The following is a 21,565-nucleotide window of genomic DNA, read 5'->3' as shown; positions in this document are numbered from 1 at the left end:
AAAAAAATTAGCTTCTTCTTAATACTTCATCAATCATTCCGTATTCTTTTGCTTCATCTGCAATCATCCAGTAATCACGCTCACTGTCTTTGTGTACTTTATCAAAAGTTTGTCCTGAATGTTGAGAAATAATATGATACAATTCATCTTTCAACTTCAACATTTCACGTAAGTTGATTTCCATATCTGTTGCAACTCCCTGAGCTCCCCCTGATGGCTGGTGAATCATCACTCTTGAATGTGGTAAAGCCGAACGTTTTCCCGCTGCTCCTGCACATAATAGTACTGCTCCCATAGAGGCTGCCATACCAGTACAAATTGTCGCTACATCCGGTTTGATATATTGCATGGTATCATAAATTCCTAATCCTGCATAAACACTTCCTCCAGGAGAATTCAGATAAATCTGAATGTCTTTTGAAGCATCAGCACTTTCTAAAAATAATAACTGTGCCTGAACAATGTTCGCGATCTGGTCGTCGATACCTGTTCCTAAAAAGATAATTCTGTCCATCATTAATCTGGAAAAAACATCTAATTGAGAAATATTCAACTGACGTTCTTCAATAATATATGGAGTCATATTCGTTGGGTTCATTGCCGCTATAATTTTGTCATAGTACATGGCATTTACTCCCTGGTGCTTTGTAGCAAATTTTTTGAATTCTTTACCGTAGTTCATATTTTTAGTTTAAAGTTTGAAAATCTAAAGTCTTTAAGCGACTTAAGCAGGTAAAAACAAAGTTCGTACCTTTTTATACAATAATGTCAATTTGTCTTACTTTTTTGTTTCAGGTTTCAAGTTTCAGATTACTTAAAGTCCGTTTAAACGAAAACCGAAACAAAATAAACTTAAAACAAAAAGAGCGTCAGAAAAATCTCCTGACGCTCAAATATACTTATTTTTTTAGAAATTATTCTCCGTATGAAGCGGCAATAAATTCTTCGTAAGTTACTTCTTTTGTAGTTGGATTTGCTTTTTCTTTAAAGATTTCCAATAACTTCTCCGCTACTACCTGCTCAGAAAGTCTTTTCACTTCTTCCTGGTTTGATAAAACTCTTGCTACAATTGTCTGAACTTCTTCGTCAGAAGGATTTAACTGTCCAAATTGAGCCATTTGTTGTTTGATAGCGTTTGTTGTAAAAGCTTTCAAATCTTCAAAATTAATCTGGATGTTGCTTTGAGCTAAAGCTTTTCCTTCGATTAATTGAAAACGTAATCCTTTTTCAGATCTTGCGTATTCAACTTCAGCTTCTTCTGCAGAAAGTTTTTTCTCTCCAACAGTTTGCAACCATTTTTTAAGGAATTCAGCCGGTAAATCAAATTTTGTGCTTTCGATCAGGAAGTCCTGAACGTCTAACAATAATTTCTGATCTGCTTGCTGCGCGAATTGAGCTTCAGCATCTTCTTTAATTTTAGATTTCAAATCTTCTAAAGAAGCTACTTTTCCTTCACCAAAAAGTTTATCAAATAACTCTTGGTTCAATTCTGCCAATTCAGCTCCGTTGATAGCCTCGATAGTAAAGTTTACTTCGATATCTAAACCGTGAACATTATCATGACCTACTTTTAGGTAATCCATTAATTGGTGATCGTCTTCAAATAAACCTTTTGTGCTTACTGTTACAACATCTCCAACTTTTTTACCGATGAATTTATCTCCGGCAGCTTTGTTGAAAGTAGCTACAGCAATTGTAGTTGTATTGTTGATTCCGTTTTCTTCGTTAGCGAAAGTTCCAGTCAAATCTGAATCAGCTACTACCACTTCTTGTGGAATTGCTTTTCCGAATTGTTTTTGGATACGCTCTACCTGACCGTCGATTAATTTATCATCAGCAGTCACGATGTATTTTACGATATTGTTTTTAGCTTCTAAATCAATTTCGAAGTTTGGTACTAAACCAATTTCGTACTCGAATGTCAATTCTTCAGCATCCCAGTCAAAGTTTTCGTTTACTTTAGCTAGTGGAGTTCCTAAAAGATTTAATCTTTCAGCTTGAACAAAACGCTCTAAAGCCAAATCAACTACTTTTTTAACTTCTTCCTGCTTAATTGCTTTTCCGTATTGTTTTTCAACCAGGTCTTTAGGAACCTGTCCTTTTCTGAAACCTTTTACAGTAGCCAATGGCATTTTTTCGTTTATCCTTTTTGCTACCTGACCTTTATAATCCATGTGAACAACTGTCATTACAATTGTTTCATTCACAGCGTCTATTGCTACTCTTTTAATATCCATTTTCTTCTTTAATTTACATAATAAAATTGGGTCGCAAAATTATAAAATTTTTGCAACCCAACCAAGTTTTTAATCTATTGTATTTGAATACGTTTTAATCACGCTTTCTCTATTTGTTTTATTTATCGTCTCCTATAATTTTATAGGTGATGGACTGTAGAACAGACAATATAACACTAAAAAACAAGGCTGTCCAAAAGGAATCTACTTTAAAACCTCCGACAATATTTGTACAGAACAAAATAATGATTGCATTAATTACCAACAGAAACAAGCCTAAAGTAATCAGTGTAACCGGTAACGTCAAAATTACCAATATTGGTTTTATAAAAAGATTTAACAACCCCAAAACTACCGCAACAATTACCGCGGTGGTAAAACTGGCAACATGAACACCAGGTAAAAAGTGAGCAATTAACAAAACTAAACCTGCCGTAACAAGAAGTCTGAGTAGTAAATTCATAATGGTATGTTTTAAAAATTTATTTAAAAGTACTAAAATTTAATAATATAAACCTTTGCTCAAAATTGCATTGATTGCTTTTTTTTCATGCTCCAGTAATTTCTCCATTTCCTCTTCAGAAATATTATGTTTTACTCCGACATATTCCATCTGATCAAATCCTAAAATTTCATCAAAAATAAGTTTCACCCTTTCAAGATGATAATCAGACGTAATGACCACAACAGCATTTAAGTTGTGACTGAGTACTATCTTTTTTGATAAAACGGCATCTTCGACGGTATTGGCAGACAAGGCAGACTCCAGAAAATTTTCAGCGCTAAGTCCTTTTTCTTTTAAATATTTCATGGCATAATCTGCATGTGGAAGCGGCGCTGTATTAAAGTGCTCTCCAAAACCTCCTGTACAAATAATGCAATTGTCCTTTGATTCAAAAATATCGAAACAATATTCTAACCTGTCCAAAGCTACTTGCCCCAAATCTCCTGTTTCTGAATTTGGGGATCCCAAAACTATTAAAACTTTCATCTTTTAAACTAAATAGAATTAGTTATTTTAAATCAAAATTTACTCTTTCAAAAACCCTGCTGTCAGTTCAAAAAACATTTTTGGATTTTCGGCGTGAAGCCAGTGCCCTGCATTGGGAATGGTTTCAAATTTAGCTTTAGGGAAATGTTCGCGAATTGCATCAAAATCTGTATCTAAAATATAGCCGGAATTCCCTCCTCTTATAAACAAGGTATCTTTATCGAAAACTAAATCATCGGCCAGCGCTTTTCCGATAGCATCAAGATTATTATTAAAAACTTCCAGATTGAATCTGAAAGCCAGCTGTCCCGGTTCCTTCCAATATAAATTCTTCAATAAAAATTGCCTTGTACCAAAATCGGATACATATTGCGCAACAATTGCTTCAACATCATTTCGGCTCGGTTTTACCGAAAAATCAACGGCATTTAATCCGGCCAAAATATCCTGATGGTGCTGTTTGTAAAATCGAGGACCAATATCGGCTATAATTAATTTATCGACTATTTCGGGATGCGTAGTAGCAAAAAGCATAGCCACTTTCCCTCCCATTGAATGTCCTAACAGCTCTATTTTTTTTAACTGATTGGCCTGACAATATTCAAACACGTCTTGTACCATTGCTTCATAGGACCATTCGTCTGAATGAAAACTACGTCCGTGATTTCTTAAATCCAGAAGATGAACCTGAAACCCTGCTTCGACATATTGACCCGCAAGTGTTTTCCAGTTGTCTGACATTCCTAAAAATCCGTGCATGATTACGAAAGGCTTTCCTTCTCCTTCTATTTTCGAATATAACATTTGTATTGGGTTTTAAAAACTGCCCACAAAGGTAAAAAAAGTTATGCATCAATTCTTAAACTAATTCCCCCTGACAAAGCTACTTTGTTTAAAAAACTTCGCAGCATTACGGCTTTCCGTAAAGAAAGCACAAATACAAACTGTAACTTGCGCCTTCAAAAATCAAAATAAAATTTTTATTTAATTTAAACCTCAACCATGATTAAAAAATTATTTTTAGTATCCTTAGTTGCTTCTCAACTTATGGTTTCCTGTTCTAGTGACGACAGCAAAGACGAACCTACAAAGGAACAAACTCTGGCAGAACAAATTGAAAATCTTAGCAAACAACCCTATTCAAAACTAACTCCGGCTGAACAAAAAGTAAAATTAGAGGCTGAAGCTAATGAGATGTTGGCTCAATTAGACAAATCAAAAAGTTCCGGTGCTATTGAAGCAATTCAAAACTTAGGCAGATTGTTAGGTCTTAGAGAGGTTGATATTTTTAACGGAAAAAGCGATAATGCAGTAGAAGACATTTTAAATGTTTCTGGTGTTTACGGTATTTATACCTGGGACAATGCCGCAAAAAACTGGGTTAAAACAGCTTCTACAACTGAATTAAAGTTTGTTTTCCCTGCAAAAGCGTCACAAACAGCGAACAATGCAATATTCTCTGCTAAAAGTACTTCATCTGATATCAAAGTAAAAAATATCGACACTTACGGAAACTGGACTTACGACCCTGTAAAACAGCAATATATTCAAAATCCATCTGTATACGACTATTTCTTTTTACCAACATCTGCAGATGCTACTTTAACAATCGATAATGCAACAACAGCTACTTTTACTCAAACTGCAAAATACTCTAACAAAAAAGAAATTCCGGATGAGTTTGCTTACAAGATGACTTTGAACGATGGATATGCCTGGGAAATGAGTGGTAAAAAAGCGCTGGAAAGCAGCTCAAAAGCTACTTTTACTTTTAACGGAAAAACATTAGTTGATTTCAACGCCGGAAGTACAGCAAACATCGATGGTTTACTTGAAAATGACGAACTTGTTCAGTACAGAGGAAAAGCGAATGGTGTAATTAAATTAATGGACAATTTTATTATTGTTGCTAATATGGATTTGGCTACTGAAGCAGCTGATGAGATCGCCTTAGATAAAAGTATTGTTCGCCCTGCTTATTTAACAGATAACACCAACCCTAAAAATGATTACAAAGCCTATTACACGGCCTTAAATGCATACGAGAAAAAATACTCTGAAGGTTTGGTTGCGCTTTTCAATAAAAACATAAAACTGATTTTAGTTTCTAAGAAAGACGGTACCAAAATAGCTGATATTATTAAACGTTCAGAAGCGAGAGGTAACTATACTTTCAATCTGCCTGTTTGGAATGAAAAAAACAAATACTGGTCATGGAATACTGCACAAGGTGAATCTTTTTCACAACCTTACATGGAAGAAATCTACTATCTAAAATTCAGTGACAACACTGAAGTAGAAATGAGTACTTATTTCTCAGAAGGTTTCACAGCACTTGAAACTAAATTCGAGAATTTCGTAAAAGCATTCAAAAGATAATTACTTTTAAAGCATAAACTTAAAGCCGTTTTGAAACTATTTTCAAAACGGCTTTATTTTTTACTGAGCCTTTACCCTAAAAGTACTTTGACCATATCCGGCCCAAATCCCTATTCCGCCTTTTATATTTGATTTCAAACTAGTGTTTGCGGGATAAATAGGATTTCTGCTGTTTACAATTTCGTTTTGCCAACTGTTCCAAAAATCCAGAGCCTCTTTGTTCTGAGTTCTTAATTTTACGTGTATTAAATCTCCATCTACAAAATAAGGAGTGAACTTGGTTTTAGGAAAAAGTAAAACTCCTCTGTTAACTTGTACAGATACTGCCGAAACACTAAAGTTTTTATCATCTAAATTGCCGTAAAATGCAGGTACAAAAACAGGTTCTTCTCCTTCTATTCTGGTTGCAATCTGATAATAATTTTTTTCGTTTAGCGGATCATCAAATTTCACAAAAACGTAACCAGTCGTATCAGTGTCAACTTTCTTTACATACTCTGCACTTTTTATGGCTACTGATTTTGGAATCTTGGTTGTCGCTTCAACCACGCGGTTTAAATACTCTATTTTCAATGAATATTCTTTCCCTGTCTCTCCTTTAAGAACTGAACCATAATACACAAATGGAGGCACTCTGTTTTTATCATTCTTAACCCTTAAAACTTCCGATGTCACACCATCTGAAATTGTAATTTTTGCGGAACGTATGACATGATTTAAGACATTTGTGGAATCAATTGTATTGGTAACCGAAATACTGCTCGATAGCAAAACCTGAGCATAATCGCCTTCTTCAATCCAGCCTTCTACTACAATTTTAGATTCTGCTTTTCGGTCGCCAAAATCATCCTTAGAACAACTTGCCATTATCAAAACTACCAGAAATAATATATATTTTTTCATCTTTTTTAAAATTTAAACCTCCAGCTCACAGAAGGCAATATGCGATACAAAACCTTTTCTTCCTGTTTTACAATTACACTGTTTTTATCTTTATTCTCTTTAACACTCAGTACCACATAAATCGGATTTTTGATATTGAATGTATTGTAAATGGAGAAATTCAAAGCGCTTTCTTTTTTGTTTGTTCTTAAGAAAAAATAATTCACCGAAAGATCGGTTCGGATATAATTAGGCATTTGTGCATTGTTATATCCTGAATATTCTTTAACCGGATTATTATTGATGAAATACCAGGATGTTGGCATGGTAAAACGGTTTCCGGAACCAAACAGTTGTGTAACTCCGAAATTCCATTTAGCATTCAGATCATACATCCCGACAATTGACAAATTATGTCGTCTGTCGTATTTGGCAAAATAGGTTTTCCCGTTGTTGAGTTCCTCAAAATTTCGATCAGACCAACTCAGTGTATAACTCAGCCAGCCTGTAAACTTTCCATTGCTTTTACGAAGCATTACCTCCAATCCGTATGCTTTACCTTTTCCTGTCAACAAGTCGTTTTTGAATGTGGTTACCTCATTAAACTGTGTGATACCGTACGGATACTCCAGTAAATCTTTCATCGAACGATAAAAACCTCCCAAAGAAGTACTGAAATTTTTCGAAATATTCTGATTAGAACCGATCGAAAACTCGTCTGACGATTGCGGTTTTATACCGTCTGAACTGGCAATCCAAAAATCAGTTGGAATTCCAACACTTGAAGTAGTTATCAGGCTCAGATATTGATATTGTCTGTTATAAGATCCATAAAAAAAATATTTTTCGCTTAACTGATAATTCAATAATACTCTGGGCTGAAAATGCAAATAAGAATCACGGGAACCTGAAGTATAATAATTAACCCGAATACCCAATTCGGCACTTAAACGATCTGTAAATCTCGGCTTTACAGTCGTAAAAATAGCCGCCTCATTGGCATTAATTGTACTATTTTGAAAAGTATTATTAGCATCTGTCAAATTCTCGACATTCACTTTTTGAGGCTGTAAATTATGATGTACATATTGTATTCCGGATTCTACAGGAACATTTTTTATCTGATATTTAAAAGCGTTATTAAATCCAAAATCTTTTACATACGACGAAACTCCAAACTCAATTGTAGCCTGTTCCATATTCAGCTCATTAGAATATTGGCTGAAATATAGGGCATTTGACATACTTACATTTGGCGAAATTGCAGTAATCAAAGTTGGCGAAATGGTGACATTACTCCATTTTAAACTGGTTTGCAAAGCAAGGTTTCCGTCTTTGATTTTCAATTCATCCCCGCTAACAAAAGCATCGACAGAAAGCAGGTTATTTTTAGAAAGCTGAGAAATAAAAGTTAGATTTCCGTCTGAAAAACCGTATTTCATATTCTGAACATCATTGCTTTCTGAACCGGAACGCAATAATGGCGCAACAATTTCGTCTATATACGTTTTCCTTCCTGAAATGTACAAGCCTGAGTTTTTACCAACAGGAGCGGTCAATGTAAGCTGTGAAGCTAAAATTCCAACATTTCCCTGAATCCCCAATTCTGAAGGTATTTTTTTATTCGGTATCAAGAGTGTAGTTGAACTCAAACGTCCTCCATATTTTGCATTCGAACTTGATTTATCAAACTCGACACCCTTTATATGATCGGTATTGTAAAAAGGAAAAATCCCTAGCAAGTGTGACATTCCATATACAGGAGCTCCATCGTACAAAATGGCATTATGCCCCGGATCCCCACCTCTAACATACAAATATCCGTTTGCATCTCCTGAATTTTGCACTCCTGGTGTCAGCTGCAAAAGTTTTATAATATCAGTAGTTCCTAAAACAGTCGGAACTGAAGTCAATTCCTTTAAATTAAAGGCTAATTTCCCCCCTGATAAAGTGGTTATTGGGCTTTTTTTATCATTGTTCACTATAACTTCTTTCAGATGAGAAACATCTTTATCCAGCACTATTGAAAGCACCGTATCTTTTTCGAGGTTAAGATTAATGATTTTCGTAAGATAACCCAATTGGCTGATTGCTATTTCTACAGGTCCCGGCGACAGCTGTTGCGAGAAATTACCAACAGAGTCAGACAACGTATAATACTGTTGGATCGCTGTTTTTAGAGAAATACTTGCTCCAATGAGATTCTCACGTTCAGAAGATTTTAGATTTCCACTTATACTGACTTTAGATTGCGCAAATACATTGGAAAAACAGAATAAAAAAAGGAGGATAATTGGTTTTGGCACTTGATTTTAATAAGAAAAGTGCGAAAATAAGCAATTATAAAGTGTTTTTTGAGAGTATGCGCGATTTTATTTCAATTTGCGTACTGCTTTCTTGCGGTCTAATCTGAATCATTTTAGATCAATTTCAATCTGTTGCTTTTCTCAGCGATTAAAAACCTTCAAAGCTAGTTCCTTTTCTAAAATTCGTGACTAATCTTTACTATTAGTCACGAATTATTATCTCAATTACTTCAATTTATTCAGATACATGTTTACTACGTTATCCAAGCCCAGATAAAGAGCTTCTGAAATCAAAGCATGGCCAATAGACACTTCTAACAATCCCGGGATATTTTGTTTGAAGAACTGAATATTATCCAAACTTAAATCGTGACCTGCATTAATCCCTAAATCCAATTCATTAGCCAGTTTTGCCGCTTCAACATAAGGATCAATTCCGTTTTTATTCCCTAAACCGTATTGATGCGCAAAAGCTTCCGTATACAACTCAATGCGATCTGTTCCTGTTTTTTTTGCTCCTTCTATAACTTCCAGCACCGGATCGACAAAAATCGAAGTTCTGATTCCGTTTCGTTGAAACTCCTGAATAACTTCCGTCAGATACGATTGATTGGCTACAGTATCCCAACCTGCAGACGAGGTAATCGCTCCAATTGCATCAGGAACCAGAGTCACCTGTGTTGGTTTACATTCTAAAACCAAATCGATAAAATTATGCTGAGGATTTCCTTCAATATTATATTCGGTATATACAATTGCTTTTAAATCGCGTGCATCCTGATAGCGAATATGACGTTCGTCCGGACGCGGATGGATTGTGATTCCCTGGCTTCCGAAATTCTGAATATCTGTCGCAACTTTTAATAAATCAGGAACATTTCCGCCGCGTGCATTTCGCAACGTTGCAATTTTATTGATATTTACACTTAACTTTGTCATATAAATAGATAATTAATTCTGGTAACACTATATTTGTTACGACAAAAATACAAAGTAAAACGTAGCGTTTTTTGCTATTTTTTGATTATTTTGCATGAAATATCTTCAATAGATTTATGACAGAAATTACAAACTATATCACCAATGATTTCAGAGCGATTGATAGTCAGGAAACGATAGCATCGGTTCAGGACTTTTTTGCTGATTTGAGTTTTTCGCATTTTCCGGTTTTGGAAAACGGAATTTTTATTGGAAGTATCGCCGCCGATGATGTCGAAACTTTTGATACAGACAAAAAAGCCACTGACTACAAATATACTCTGGAACGTTTTTTTGCCCGAAAATCTATGATTTGGCTTGACGTTCTGGAAGTATTTGCTAAAAATCATACCAATACAATCCCCGTTCTTGACGAAAACAACACCTACGTTGGTTATTATGAAATGGAGGACATCATGAAGTTTTTTCAGGAAACTCCATTTTTAAAAGAGCAAGGCGGTATTATGATCGTTCAAAAAGGACTTTTAGATTACTCCATGGGTCAGGTTACTCAAATTATAGAAAGTAATAACGGTAAAATCCTGGGCTGTTTTGTCTCTGAAGCTGACTTAGAAAATGTTCAGATCACCATAAAAATTGGTGTAGGACCTATGAATGAAATCATCCAGACTTTTAGACGATACAATTATGAAATCATCTCCGAACATCAGGAAGATGCTTATATCAATAGCTTAAAAGAACGTTCTGATTATCTGGACAAATACCTTAACATATAAATTATTAATGTGTCAATAAGCAAATTAGTTGATTAGATAATCTTCGCATTGACAAATTATCCGATTAACACATTGACAAATTATCTAATTAACGAATGAAAGTAGCCATTTACGGGCAGTATTACCAAAACAGTACAGGCCCCATTATTAAAGACATTTTTATTTTTTTCAATTCCAATAATGTCGAAATGGTAATTGAAGAAGACTTTCTGAAAATGCTCTACGAAAAAGAACTCGTTAAAAAGGAATACAAAACCTTTTCTTCTTCTACTTCGTTAGACGATAGTTATGAAATGCTCATTAGTATTGGTGGTGACGGAACTATTTTAAGAGCCGCAACTCTGGTTCGCAACTCAGGAATTCCAATACTAGGTATCAACGCCGGAAGATTAGGGTTTCTGGCAACAGTTCCCAGAGAAAGTATCGATAATTTTTTACAATACATCATCGACAAAAATTACACGATCTCCGAAAGAACTTTATTAAGCTTGACCTGTGATCCTAAAAATGAAGCCATCGAAGACGACTTAAACTTTGCAATGAATGAAGTCACCGTCAGCCGAAAAGACACCACGTCTATGATTACAGTTGAAACGTATTTAAACAACGAATACTTAAATTCATACTGGGCAGATGGTCTAATCATTTCAACACCAACCGGCTCGACTGGCTACTCCTTAAGTTGCGGTGGTCCTATTCTGACCCCAAATGTTGAGAGCTTAGTGATCACTCCTATTGCGCCGCACAATTTAAATGCAAGGCCATTGGTTATCCCGGACAATACCGAAATAAAACTTCGCGTTACCGGAAGAGAAGACCAGTATTTAGTTTCTTTAGATTCCAGAATCACCTCTGTAAAAAATGACTCCGTTCTAAAAATTAAAAAAACTGATTTCAAAATAAAAATGGTGGAAATACCGGGCGAAACTTTCCTGAAAACACTAAGGAAAAAACTGCTCTGGGGAGAAGACAAGAGAAATTAAGCGCTTTTCTGAATTACCACTATACGATAATACTACATTTTCCCGTTCTGCATATAGCGAATCATTACCAAATAGCTCAAAATCATATTGTAAATTGAAAAAAAAGCACATTTAGCTAAACAAACTTTGATTCGAATCGATAATTATTATATTTGCACGCAATTTTGAATTAAATGAAGAAAATTTTTAATTTATTGTTATGTTTTTTCCCCTTTATCACACTAAATGCTCAAATCAATGAGATTGGTGTTTTTTTAGGTGGAAGCAACTTTGTAGGAGATGTAGGCAAAACTACCTATATTGCACCGGAAAAACTGGCTTTTGGCGTCTTGTACAAATGGAATAAAAGTCCGCGTCACTCCTATCGTTTCTCGTATACACAATCAACCGTTACAGGAAACGATTTCGATTCATCTGAAACAGGAAGAAACAGAAGAGGCTATAGCTTTAAAAATAATGTAAAAGAACTTTCAGCGGGTCTGGAATTCAATTTTTTCGACTTTAATCTGCATGATTATCACAGAAAAATAACTCCGTATATCTTCTCCGGGCTTAACTTTTTTATGTACGACAAATTGTATCGCTTTACATCAAGTCCAACCGTAACACAATCTATAAGTTCAAGTTCGTTTGCCATACCTATTATATTAGGTATAAAATCAAACATAACTCCAAGTATTGTTCTGGGAGCTGAAGTTGGAGCACGATATACTTTTACAGATGCTATGGATTCCAGTAATCCAAATACAAAAAACACAAACATATTACAGTTTGGAAATTTAAATAATAATGATTGGTATGTCTTCTCTGGTATTACTTTAACTTATACCTTTGGAGAAAAACCTTGCTATTGCGCAGAATAATAAAAATGAATTTACTAGAATCAATAGATAAAACAAATTTACCTCAACACCTGGCCATTATTATGGACGGGAATGGCCGTTGGGCAAAACAACAAGGTTTTTTAAGAGCATTTGGTCACGAAAACGGAACAAAATCTGTAAAAAACACCATAAAAACATGTGCCAAACTTGGTATTGAATACCTGACACTATACGCTTTTTCGACAGAAAACTGGAATCGTCCGAAACTGGAAGTCGAAGCACTGATGAAAATTTTGATCAATTCCTTAAAAAAAGAACTTGGAACCCTGCAGGAAAACAACATCAAACTTAATGCTATAGGGAACCTTGAAAAATTACCAAAATCAGCTCAAAAAGAGTTGTTGGATGTAATGGAAAAGACCAAAAATAATACCCGTCTGACCTTAACTTTAGCATTAAGTTACGGATCAAGAGAAGAATTGGTACAAGCCGTTAGAATCATCAGTGATAAAGTTAAAAATAATATAATTTCAATAGACTCTATTGACGATTCAATTATAAATGAGCATCTTTACACGCAAAATTTACCTGACGTAGATTTATTAATAAGAACAAGTGGAGAGCATAGAATAAGTAATTTTTTGCTATGGCAGATCGCCTATGCAGAACTATATTTTACTAATGTCTTATGGCCAGACTTTAAAGACCAAGATTTATATGAGGCTATTATTAGTTATCAAAAAAGAGAACGTAGATTTGGAAAAACCAGTGAACAAATTAAATAATTTTTTAGTGTTGCAAAAAAGAATACAAATAGTCTTTACCCTACTTCTTTTGGGTAGTTTTTCACAAATTAAAGCGCAGGAAAGAGTTCCTTTTGATCAGGGGAAAAAATATATTCTTGCCAAAGTTTCTGTTGTTGGTAAAATAAGCTTTAACGAACAAACAGTTGTTACTTTTTCCGGTCTTCAAAAAGGACAGGAAATTGCCGTTCCGGGTGAAGAAATTAGTGGGGCTATTAAAAAATTAGGCAAACTTGGCCTTTTTGACGAAATCTCTTTTTATGTTAACAAAATCGACAACGACAGTATCTATCTGGATCTGAACATTGTCGAACTCCCTAAATTAAACGAAGTTAAATTCGTTGGTATCAAAAAAAATAAAATCGAAGGGTTAATTAAGGACAATAATCTGACCAAAAACAAAATTGTCAACGAAAACTTAATCACGACAACTAAAAATTATATTGAAAATAAATATAAAAAGGAGGGATTTTACAACACTAAAGTTACCATTACCAATACTCCTGACAGTACTGCAGGCAATCATGTAAACATGCTTGTACGGGTAGATAAAGGAGACAAGGTCAAGATTAGCAGTATCGATTTCATCGGAAACAAACAGCTTAGTGGAAATCAGCTGCGAGCTGCTATGAAAGATACCAAACAAAAGAACGTACTCCGTATCTTAAAGTCTTCTAAATTCATCCCTGAAAAATACAAAACTGACTTAGAAAAAGTCGTTGCTGCTTATAAAGAAAAAGGATATCGTGATGCCCGTATTATTTCTGATTCTGTTAAATACGACAAGAAGAAAAATATGCTGGCCATCAAAATCAATGTGGAAGAAGGAAACAAATACTACTTCGGAAACATTAAATTCTTAGGAAATACAGTCTATTCAGATCAATTATTAAACCGTTATTTAGGAATCAAAAAGGGGGAAACTTACAACGGTGTTTTACTGGAAAAACGTATTGCCGACAAGACAAAACCTGATGCTGAAGACATCACAAACTTATACCAAAACAATGGTTATTTATTCTCTAACATCAATGCTGTAGAGGTAAAAACAGTAAACGACACCATTGATTTTGAGATCAGAGTTACAGAAGGTCCAATTGCTTACTTCAACAAAATATCAGTTGTAGGAAATGATAAAACAAACGATCACGTTATTTATCGTGAATTAAGAACTAAACCGGGAGAAAAATACAGCAAAGAACAGTTAGTTCGAACAATTCGTGAAATTGGACAATTAGGATTCTTTGATCCTGAAGCCATTGATCCAAAATTCAAAAATGTTGATGCTGCAGCAGGAACTGTTGACATTGAATACCACGTTGTAGAAAAAGGATCCAGCCAGGTAGAACTTCAGGGAGGTTACGGCGGTGGAGGTTTCATTGGAACCCTTGGATTATCATTCAACAACTTTTCAGCAAGAAACCTGTTCAATAAAGAATCTTATAAACCATTACCAATGGGTGACGGTCAAAAAGTAGCACTTCGTTTACAGGGAAGTACTTATTTCCAAACCTATAGTGTGTCATTTTCAGAACCATGGTTTGGAGGGAAAAAACCTGTACAATTTAGTTCTTCTATTTCATACAGTAAACAATTCCTAAACAATTTCGCGACCAGACGTGTAGATAAAAGCAAAAGTTTCAACATCCTGACTTTACAGGTTGGTTTAGCTAAAAGACTTACCGTGCCGGATGATTACTTCGTATTATCACAATCTGTAAGTTACCAACATTATGATTTGAACAATTATAACACAGGATTGTTTACCTTTGGTAACGGAGCGTCGAGAAACTTAGCGTATACTATTGGACTTTCCAGAAGTAATAAAGGGGTTAACCCAATATTCCCGACTTATGGTTCAGACTTTAGTATTTCAGCAAAAATAACTCCTCCATATTCATTGTTTAACGGAATTGATTACGGTGACCTACAAAATCAAAAAGAATATAAAACACAATATACAGGAGCTCCAAAATCTGGTGATGATGGCAAACCATTGAACACTGGAGATTACACTAAAACGGAAATCGTAAACGGAACACCAAGAGTTATAAGTGTTGGTTCTGATTACGCAAGTGCAGATGTTGACCAGGGGAAAGTGGATCAAAAAAGATACAATTGGCTGGAATATTATAAAATTAAGTTCAAAGGAGAGTGGTTTACCAAACTTTATGGTAAATTAGTACTACGTACGCTAACAGAGTTTGGATTCATGGGAGCCTACAATCAGTCGAGAGGCCTTGTACCGTTTGAGCGTTTCTATTTAGGTGGAGACGGAATGGCAAACTACTCGATGGATGGTAGAGAAACGGTACAGTTGAGAGGTTATGAAAACAACTCTTTAACTCCTGTAAATGCAAATGGAGAACAGATTGGAGCTACAATCTATAACAAATTCTCTATGGAGTTACGTTATCCGATTACATTAAAAGCTTCTGCATCGATTTATGCATTGGCGTTTTTAGAAGCTGGTTCATCATACCCAACTTTTAAAGCTTATAACCCATTTGATCTGAACCGTTCTGCGGGTGTTGGTTTACGTGTATTCATGCCGGCATTTGGATTATTGGGTATTGACTGGGGTTACGGTTTCGATCCTCAACCGGGAGAAACTAAGGCACATGGTAAAGAAATTCACTTTATCATCGGGCAACAATTCTAAAAAAAAACAATAGTTGGTTAAAAATTTTCAAATAAAGTAATGTTATGAGAAGACAATTTTTATTTATATTTTTAGCCCTGATTGTAGCAAATACAAGTCAGGCTCAAACAAGAACGACAAGGATTGGCTACATCGATATGGAGTATATTTTAGAAAATGTTTCCGATTACAAAGAGGCTAAGGCTCAATTAGAGTTAAAGGCTCAAAAGTGGAAACAGGAAATAGAAACCAAAAAACTGGACATCAATAACCTTAAAGAAAGCCTTAAAGCCGAAAGAGCTTTACTGACAAAAGAGCTTATTGATGAGAAAGAAACCGAGATTAAATTTCTCGAAACTGAAATGATGGATTATCAACAAAAGCAATTTGGTGTTGACGGAAATCTAATGCATCAGAAAGCAGGTTTGGCAAAGCCAATACAAGACCAGGTTTTTACTGCAGTTCAGGATATTGCCGAAGCAAAAAATTATGACTTTGTCTTTGACAAATCATCTGATTTAACCATGCTTTTTAGCAATAAGAAATTTGACATCAGCGATCAGGTAATTCGTATTTTAAACCGTACGGACAAACGAGAGCAACTGACTAAAAAACAATTAAAAGATCAGGAAGCCAAAGAAAAACTGGAAAATGCAATTGATGAAAATCCGGCAATGGCAGACCGACAAAAAGCTCTTGATGACAAAAAAGCCGCCAGAGCAAAACTAATTGAAGACAGAAGACTTGAGCAGGAAGCCAAGAAAAAAGAATACGAAGACAGAAGAAAAGCATTAGCCGCTGAAAGGGATGCTAAAAAAAATGGCACGGTTTCTGAACCTGCCAAAACAGAGCCTGCTAAAACGGATGGTACAACAGCTAAACCTGCTACCACCGTTACGCCAACTGAAGGAACAGCACCGGCTCAGCCTGCTGTAAATAAAGCCGAAGAAAGACAAAAGCTTTACGAACAGCGCAAAAAAGAATTAGAAGACAGAAGAAAGAAAATTTTAGAAGAAAGAGAAGCGGCGAAAAAAGCAAAAGAAGCCGAAACACAAAAATCAAATACGACCAATAATTAATTAATATTTTTAAAAATGATGAAACAAATCAAAACTTTACTAATTGCTGCAATACTAGTTTTAGGAGCAAGTAACACGATGAACGCGCAAGCTAAGGTAGCTCACGTTGATGTTAGCGAGATTATGTCGAAAATGCCTGCAATGCTAGACGCTCAAAACCAACTGCAAAAATTAAGTGGTACATATGATGCTGAATACAAAAAAATGGTTGACGAATATCAAGTAAAAATCAAAAAATACGAAGGTGAAGCTGCAACTGTAACTGACGCTGTAAACGGAGAACGTTCTAAAGAAGTTCAGGACATGCAAAAAAGAATTGTTGACTACAGAGACAACGCTCAAAAAGAATTACAACAAAAAGAAACTGACATCGTAAAACCATTAATGGAAAAAGTAAAAGCTTCTATCCAAAAAGTTGGAAAAGCTAAAGGTTTCCAATACATTTTAGACGGTTCTACTTTATTATTAGCTGATGGTCCAAACATTACTGCTGATGTAAAAAAAGATTTAGGATTCTAATAAACGAATTCCTTACATAAAAAACGGTCCGTACGATTTAAAGTACGGACCGTTTTTTTATACATCTCACCGAAATAGGATAAATGCTTCTCTTTAGAGATCAGGCTTGTGCCCTTTCAGGGCTTTTACTATGATTATCCATATTCATAGTGCATTGCACTATACTGTTGCTGGGGCTCTTTCAGAGCAATGAGTTTCGAATAATTCAATCTGAGAGTCAAACCATAAACCAAATGCTTTTTAAAAAGGATTCTGAAAAACTTCTCTTTCAATCACTCCGATATCTAACTCCCCATCCACAAAAACATGGCGAACCTTGCCGAAATCTTTACGGTCTTTGCGGTTAAACCGTCACAGTTTTACTTGAGTTAAAATGCCGTTAAAAAACAAAACATCCTACGATTTCCTTTCAATTGGGATATGCATTTATATCAAAAAACATTAAATTTGTCCTATGACAAACAACAATCCTATAGGCGTTTTTGATTCCGGTATTGGAGGAACTTCCATCTGGAACGCCATTCATGACCTGCTTCCTAACGAGAAGACTATTTATTTAGCCGATAGCAAAAATGCTCCTTACGGTCAAAGAACAAAAGAAGAGATTGTTGCTCTAAGCAAAAAAAATGTAGATTTTTTACTGGAACAAAACTGCAAACTAATTGTGGTTGCCTGTAATACTGCTACGACCAATGCGATTCGCGAACTTCGTGCTGATTATGATATTCCCTTTATCGGAATTGAACCGGCAATTAAACCGGCTGCCAACAATTCGAAAACGCAGGTTATTGGAATTTTGGCCACGCAAGGAACGCTGAACAGTGAACTGTTCAATAAAACTGCCGAAATGTTTCAGCATACCACTATTATCGAACAAGTAGGTCACGGGCTCGTTCAGCTTATTGAAGACGGGAACTTATATTCTCCGGAAATGACTCAGTTACTGGAATCCTATTTGCGACCTATGATTGAGGCCAATATCGATTATCTTGTTCTGGGATGCAGTCACTACCCCTACCTGATTCCGCAAATCAAAAAGATCCTTCCGGAACACATTCATATTATCGATTCAGGAGAAGCGGTTGCCAGACAAACGCAAAATATCCTGCGCGAAACTGTTGGTTTTACTGCTAATCCGAAAAGCGAACCCGTATTTTATGTCAATTCAAATCCCGAAGTTTTAAAATCAATTTTAGACCACAAATATCCTGTTATCGAGAAGGATTTTTAATTCTTTACTCAAATTTTCGCTTAACGAACCAAATTCCGTCTAAAGATAAATTAAGGGATATTTTATGATAATTTTCTTTGATCAGGTTATCCGAAACCCTTCCTCTTTGTCCGTAGGAATAGGAAATATTTAAAGACGAATAGGTATTTTCAAGAGGTAAATTAAGTCCTATTGAAATTGCGGCATTGTGGATTCTTTTACCATCAATTTCCAAATAACCGGTGTCAAAGTTTGCTCCGGCAGCATACTGAACTCTATCCCAATATTTACGGATATTTTTCCTTCCACTGTATGTAAATCCCAAGGCAAACCGATCCTGATTTACGAAATTGCCATACAATTCAGATTGATTGGTACTGCCCCACAAGCTTTTTTCATAATCCAGCGTCATGTTTAAGTTGTTCTTAAAACGTTTACTTATCCCGATCCCCATTTCCAAAGGCATATAATAATCGTCTGTATCTGAAGCCACATCAGACTCTATAGTTGTCACAACATCATCGGCAATAGTTTGAACGGTTTGAACTTTGGATGCTTTAATCTGGGTCGGCACTTTAAATGTTGTTGCAACGGTAAGAGTAGAATCAACTTGGTACTGTGCCCCTAATGTTGCCCGAAGACCGTTGTAATGTGTCTTTTTCTGAATGCTTGTAATGGAATTCATAATTAAGAAGCTTCTGTTGTCTTTTGTATTTCCAAACAACACAGCTGCTGAAGCTCCAACAGACCATTTCTTACCAAATCGGTAGCCGTAAGACAAATCCAGATTATTTAATCCTCCGGAACCAGTCGCCGTTAAATAGTAAAAATCCTGGCTGTTTTCGATAGGTAATTTTAAATTCGAGATTTTAAAAGCAGCACTCGAATAAGGGCGAATCGCAATACTAAATCCTGAATTCTTAGTAACCGGAAAGGCAAATGCCAAATGCGAAAACTGAAAATTATTGCGACTTTCGCTTCTTAAACTGCTTTGATAAGTAGTCGAAATAGATTTTCCTCCAATATCAAACATAAAATGATTCTGTGGCAAATATCCCAGTGATGCCGGATTTAGATTGTTGATAAAAGAGGCAGAAGGCAAAGCAATTCCTGAAGATCCAATGGAAGGAATGTTTCCAAAATCAGAATCATACACACTTCCTAAACCATACAGCGAGTAAGGTGAACTTGAAATGCTTTGAGAAAACGACGTTAGCGACATCAAAATGAAGCAGCTTAAACAGGCAATTTTACTTTTCATTTAATAAGAGATATAATAAATTTTAAGCTGGAGTTTATTGTTCAAATGTTTCTGATCGCCTAGAACAATCCGGTTAACTGTCTTAGAAATCCCGGGTAAAGAGAGAATAAGAGAAGATCTGGAACTAGATTGCTTCAGCATTTCTTTCTGCAGGAAATAACCAATCGGGACCGAGTATCCCACATTTTCATTGAATTCATCCTTCTTCTTGTTGAGAATACCAAATACGGCAGTTCCAGCCGAATTGACCAACGAAGTACTGATTCGGTTTAAATTATCGCTTACATAAACTTTTAAAGAATCTTCCAGAGGATATTTTTCTGAGTACGTATTGTTTACCGGCTTTAAAAACAATTGCGCGTCTACAATTGCCCCGTTAGCCGAAATACGTTTCAATTGTTTGATGTTCGGGAAATCAATCCGACAGGCAACTCCGGTACCGGACTGAATAAATCCCTGACGATTGGTTAGTACGCTGGAAAGCTTACTATTCGGAGCGGGTAGATTTTGAATTAGGGTTCCTGTCTTATCTAACGAGATGGAATTAAATTGCTTTTGGGCGTCCGAAATCTTGAAATCCATGATATACGGAACTTCTTCAGTATTTGCCTGATATTTGGAATAATACAACCGTACTTTACTCGATGCAACATGAAAGCCAATAACGTTTGCCGAATTTGAAACAGAAGGAACCACAACAAGCCCTTTTAAATATTCACTAAAACTATCAAAATCTGTGATTTCTCTTTTTTTGAGTTTCTGAAAAAGAGCTGCCCCGAAAGTACTGCTCATCTTAATATTAATAGAATCTTTCCCGGCTGGTCTGGGTTTATACGAAATGCTCCCCAGGCTCTCATCACTATAATTTAAAACCGAATTATTATAGAAGTTTTTGTCATTAGTATTCGGCTTTACTTTCTCTGTTAAGCGATGAATATCAAATGTCTGAACTTTCGTGGTATCTCCGTAATAATATTTATCATATTTCAGAATCATCGAAATAGAATCAAAAACATAATTGGTGGATTCTGTATCAGATCCGTCATTTTTTAAAGAATAAGAATCGGAAGCCAACTGAAAATAACTGTTCGATTTTACTTTTCCATAAATAGGATCTTCATAACTTCCAATTAAAATACGGTTTTTCCCAGAAGTAATCAAAGAGTCAAAATTTATGGTAGACATCTCCACAGTCATGGTATCAATCAAAATAACTTTATTGCCTACAGCCAGATAATCAGACCCCACTACAAACTCACCCGCATCTGAGTCGGTTCCGCATGAAAACAGGGTCATTGCCAAAAATAACATTCCTATATACTTGTGCATATTCTAATTTTTTGAGCAAATATAAATGGCACTCTTTCGCGCCACATCATAACATATACCGTCATGCATTTTTACACTATAAACAGCCAAAAAATATCTATAACAGATCTACAGCATCAAATACCCCGTTCGGCTTTGAAATCGGCTGTTTAGTCTATCAAAAATCGCCATACATATATCTTCTTTTTTTTAAAACCACTAGCCTCCTACTTTTGAACCCATAAATAAGTAATGAAAATAAGGATGCTAATTCGTGCGGTTTTTTTGATTTCGTTTTTCAACAATATTCGTAACACTTTCAATCTGACCAATAGTTTCAACAGTAATTTTTATCATCTGGATGATGCAAAACAATCATAAAGCCTATGATTTTGATACCGGTAACAGCTATGTCTTAGGAATTGGC

The 21,565-nt window shown here is 35.5% G+C and carries 19 protein-coding genes; 9 read left to right on the top strand and 10 right to left on the bottom strand.

What is annotated here, in order from left to right; genetic code table 11:
• Window positions 1-7: 7 nt before the first annotated feature.
• The 5 genes from clpP to C245_RS0117615 form a co-directional block, all read right to left on the bottom strand.
• Window positions 8-682, bottom strand: a complete 675-nt coding sequence (clpP, locus tag C245_RS0117635) for an ATP-dependent Clp endopeptidase proteolytic subunit ClpP (protein ID WP_017497934.1) — start codon at window positions 680-682, stop codon at window positions 8-10.
• A gap of 232 nt (window positions 683-914) precedes the next feature.
• On the bottom strand, window positions 915-2,237 hold the full coding sequence (locus tag C245_RS0117630; protein WP_017497933.1) for a trigger factor: 1,323 nt from the start codon (window positions 2,235-2,237) through the stop codon (window positions 915-917).
• A 118-nt stretch (window positions 2,238-2,355) separates the two neighbouring features.
• Window positions 2,356-2,700, bottom strand: a complete 345-nt coding sequence (locus C245_RS0117625; protein ID WP_017497932.1) for a phage holin family protein — start codon at window positions 2,698-2,700, stop codon at window positions 2,356-2,358.
• 39 nt (window positions 2,701-2,739) lie between these two features.
• A complete protein-coding gene (locus tag C245_RS0117620; protein ID WP_017497931.1) occupies window positions 2,740-3,228 on the bottom strand; it encodes a YdcF family protein in 489 nt (162 codons plus the stop codon).
• 39 nt (window positions 3,229-3,267) lie between these two features.
• Window positions 3,268-4,032, bottom strand: a complete 765-nt coding sequence (locus tag C245_RS0117615) for an alpha/beta fold hydrolase (RefSeq protein WP_017497930.1) — start codon at window positions 4,030-4,032, stop codon at window positions 3,268-3,270.
• A gap of 198 nt (window positions 4,033-4,230) precedes the next feature.
• Here C245_RS0117615 and C245_RS0117605 point away from each other — a divergent pair, with 198 nt between their 5' ends.
• The gene (locus C245_RS0117605; RefSeq protein ID WP_017497928.1) at window positions 4,231-5,607 is read left to right on the top strand and encodes a hypothetical protein; all 1,377 of its coding nucleotides are present in this window, start codon (window positions 4,231-4,233) and stop codon (window positions 5,605-5,607) included.
• Window positions 5,608-5,667: 60 nt separating this feature from the next.
• On the opposite strand, the gene C245_RS0117600 is transcribed toward C245_RS0117605, so the two are convergent.
• From C245_RS0117600 to C245_RS0117590, 3 genes are all read right to left on the bottom strand, one after another.
• The gene (locus C245_RS0117600; protein ID WP_017497927.1) at window positions 5,668-6,510 is read right to left on the bottom strand and encodes a DUF4249 domain-containing protein; all 843 of its coding nucleotides are present in this window, start codon (window positions 6,508-6,510) and stop codon (window positions 5,668-5,670) included.
• A gap of 5 nt (window positions 6,511-6,515) precedes the next feature.
• Window positions 6,516-8,795 carry a TonB-dependent receptor gene (locus C245_RS0117595; protein ID WP_017497926.1) on the bottom strand — a complete coding sequence of 760 codons (2,280 nt, stop codon included), beginning with the start codon at window positions 8,793-8,795 and terminating at the stop codon, window positions 6,516-6,518.
• A 225-nt stretch (window positions 8,796-9,020) separates the two neighbouring features.
• Window positions 9,021-9,734, bottom strand: coding sequence for a pyridoxine 5'-phosphate synthase (locus C245_RS0117590; RefSeq protein WP_017497925.1), 714 nt, complete (start codon window positions 9,732-9,734; stop codon window positions 9,021-9,023).
• A 116-nt stretch (window positions 9,735-9,850) separates the two neighbouring features.
• Between C245_RS0117590 and C245_RS0117585 the strand changes: the two genes are divergently transcribed.
• The 8 genes from C245_RS0117585 (at window position 9,851) to murI (ending at window position 18,590) form a co-directional block, all read left to right on the top strand.
• Entirely contained in the window at window positions 9,851-10,510 is a 660-nt protein-coding gene (locus C245_RS0117585) for a CBS domain-containing protein (RefSeq protein WP_017497924.1), read from the top strand.
• 95 nt (window positions 10,511-10,605) lie between these two features.
• A complete protein-coding gene (locus C245_RS0117580) occupies window positions 10,606-11,493 on the top strand; it encodes an NAD kinase (protein WP_017497923.1) in 888 nt (295 codons plus the stop codon).
• A 173-nt stretch (window positions 11,494-11,666) separates the two neighbouring features.
• Entirely contained in the window at window positions 11,667-12,356 is a 690-nt protein-coding gene (locus C245_RS0117575; protein WP_017497922.1) for a DUF6089 family protein, read from the top strand.
• A gap of 5 nt (window positions 12,357-12,361) precedes the next feature.
• Window positions 12,362-13,102, top strand: a complete 741-nt coding sequence (locus tag C245_RS0117570) for an isoprenyl transferase (protein ID WP_017497921.1) — start codon at window positions 12,362-12,364, stop codon at window positions 13,100-13,102.
• Window positions 13,035-15,782, top strand: coding sequence for an outer membrane protein assembly factor (locus C245_RS0117565; RefSeq protein ID WP_017497920.1), 2,748 nt, complete (start codon window positions 13,035-13,037; stop codon window positions 15,780-15,782). The genes C245_RS0117570 and C245_RS0117565 overlap by 68 nt, the downstream gene beginning before the upstream one ends.
• Before the next feature lie 44 nt (window positions 15,783-15,826).
• Window positions 15,827-16,840: an OmpH family outer membrane protein gene (locus C245_RS0117560; protein ID WP_017497919.1), complete on the top strand. Its 1,014-nt coding sequence runs from the start codon at window positions 15,827-15,829 to the stop codon at window positions 16,838-16,840.
• 15 nt (window positions 16,841-16,855) lie between these two features.
• Entirely contained in the window at window positions 16,856-17,359 is a 504-nt protein-coding gene (locus C245_RS0117555) for an OmpH family outer membrane protein (protein WP_017497918.1), read from the top strand.
• Between the two features lie 454 nt (window positions 17,360-17,813).
• Window positions 17,814-18,590 (top strand): glutamate racemase, encoded by a 777-nt coding sequence (gene murI, locus C245_RS0117550; protein WP_017497917.1) that lies wholly within the window; start codon window positions 17,814-17,816, stop codon window positions 18,588-18,590.
• 4 nt (window positions 18,591-18,594) lie between these two features.
• Here murI and C245_RS0117545 read toward each other — a convergent pair whose 3' ends face one another.
• Complete coding sequence (locus tag C245_RS0117545) at window positions 18,595-19,830, bottom strand: hypothetical protein (RefSeq protein WP_017497916.1); 1,236 nt, start codon at window positions 19,828-19,830, stop codon at window positions 18,595-18,597.
• On the bottom strand, window positions 19,831-21,159 hold the full coding sequence (locus tag C245_RS0117540; protein ID WP_157495900.1) for a DUF4270 family protein: 1,329 nt from the start codon (window positions 21,157-21,159) through the stop codon (window positions 19,831-19,833).
• Between the last annotated feature and the right edge of the window lie 406 nt (window positions 21,160-21,565).

The sequence above is a fragment of the Flavobacterium sp. WG21 genome (assembly GCF_000335775.1).
GTDB lineage: Bacteria > Bacteroidota > Bacteroidia > Flavobacteriales > Flavobacteriaceae > Flavobacterium > Flavobacterium tructae.
The sequence above is the reverse complement of the archived record's forward strand: the minus strand, read 5'-3'. Positions and strand labels throughout refer to the sequence as shown.

Excerpts from the sequence above, each read along its gene's own strand:
- C245_RS0117630 (WP_017497933.1), bottom strand. The coding sequence starts at position 2,237 with ATGGATATTAAAAGAGTAGCAATAGACGCTGTGAATGAAACAATTGTA.
- C245_RS0117575 (WP_017497922.1), top strand. The coding sequence starts at position 11,667 with ATGAAGAAAATTTTTAATTTATTGTTATGTTTTTTCCCCTTTATCACA.
- C245_RS0117555 (WP_017497918.1), top strand. The coding sequence starts at position 16,856 with ATGATGAAACAAATCAAAACTTTACTAATTGCTGCAATACTAGTTTTA.
- C245_RS0117570 (WP_017497921.1), top strand. The coding sequence starts at position 12,362 with ATGAATTTACTAGAATCAATAGATAAAACAAATTTACCTCAACACCTG.
- murI (WP_017497917.1), top strand. The coding sequence starts at position 17,814 with ATGACAAACAACAATCCTATAGGCGTTTTTGATTCCGGTATTGGAGGA.
- C245_RS0117605 (WP_017497928.1), top strand. The coding sequence starts at position 4,231 with ATGATTAAAAAATTATTTTTAGTATCCTTAGTTGCTTCTCAACTTATG.
- clpP (WP_017497934.1), bottom strand. The coding sequence starts at position 682 with ATGAACTACGGTAAAGAATTCAAAAAATTTGCTACAAAGCACCAGGGA.
- C245_RS0117590 (WP_017497925.1), bottom strand. The coding sequence starts at position 9,734 with ATGACAAAGTTAAGTGTAAATATCAATAAAATTGCAACGTTGCGAAAT.
- C245_RS0117545 (WP_017497916.1), bottom strand. The coding sequence starts at position 19,830 with ATGAAAAGTAAAATTGCCTGTTTAAGCTGCTTCATTTTGATGTCGCTA.
- C245_RS0117620 (WP_017497931.1), bottom strand. The coding sequence starts at position 3,228 with ATGAAAGTTTTAATAGTTTTGGGATCCCCAAATTCAGAAACAGGAGAT.
- C245_RS0117540 (WP_157495900.1), bottom strand. The coding sequence starts at position 21,159 with ATGCACAAGTATATAGGAATGTTATTTTTGGCAATGACCCTGTTTTCA.
- C245_RS0117625 (WP_017497932.1), bottom strand. The coding sequence starts at position 2,700 with ATGAATTTACTACTCAGACTTCTTGTTACGGCAGGTTTAGTTTTGTTA.
- C245_RS0117600 (WP_017497927.1), bottom strand. The coding sequence starts at position 6,510 with ATGAAAAAATATATATTATTTCTGGTAGTTTTGATAATGGCAAGTTGT.
- C245_RS0117585 (WP_017497924.1), top strand. The coding sequence starts at position 9,851 with ATGACAGAAATTACAAACTATATCACCAATGATTTCAGAGCGATTGAT.
- C245_RS0117565 (WP_017497920.1), top strand. The coding sequence starts at position 13,035 with ATGAGGCTATTATTAGTTATCAAAAAAGAGAACGTAGATTTGGAAAAA.
- C245_RS0117560 (WP_017497919.1), top strand. The coding sequence starts at position 15,827 with ATGAGAAGACAATTTTTATTTATATTTTTAGCCCTGATTGTAGCAAAT.
- C245_RS0117615 (WP_017497930.1), bottom strand. The coding sequence starts at position 4,032 with ATGTTATATTCGAAAATAGAAGGAGAAGGAAAGCCTTTCGTAATCATG.
- C245_RS0117580 (WP_017497923.1), top strand. The coding sequence starts at position 10,606 with ATGAAAGTAGCCATTTACGGGCAGTATTACCAAAACAGTACAGGCCCC.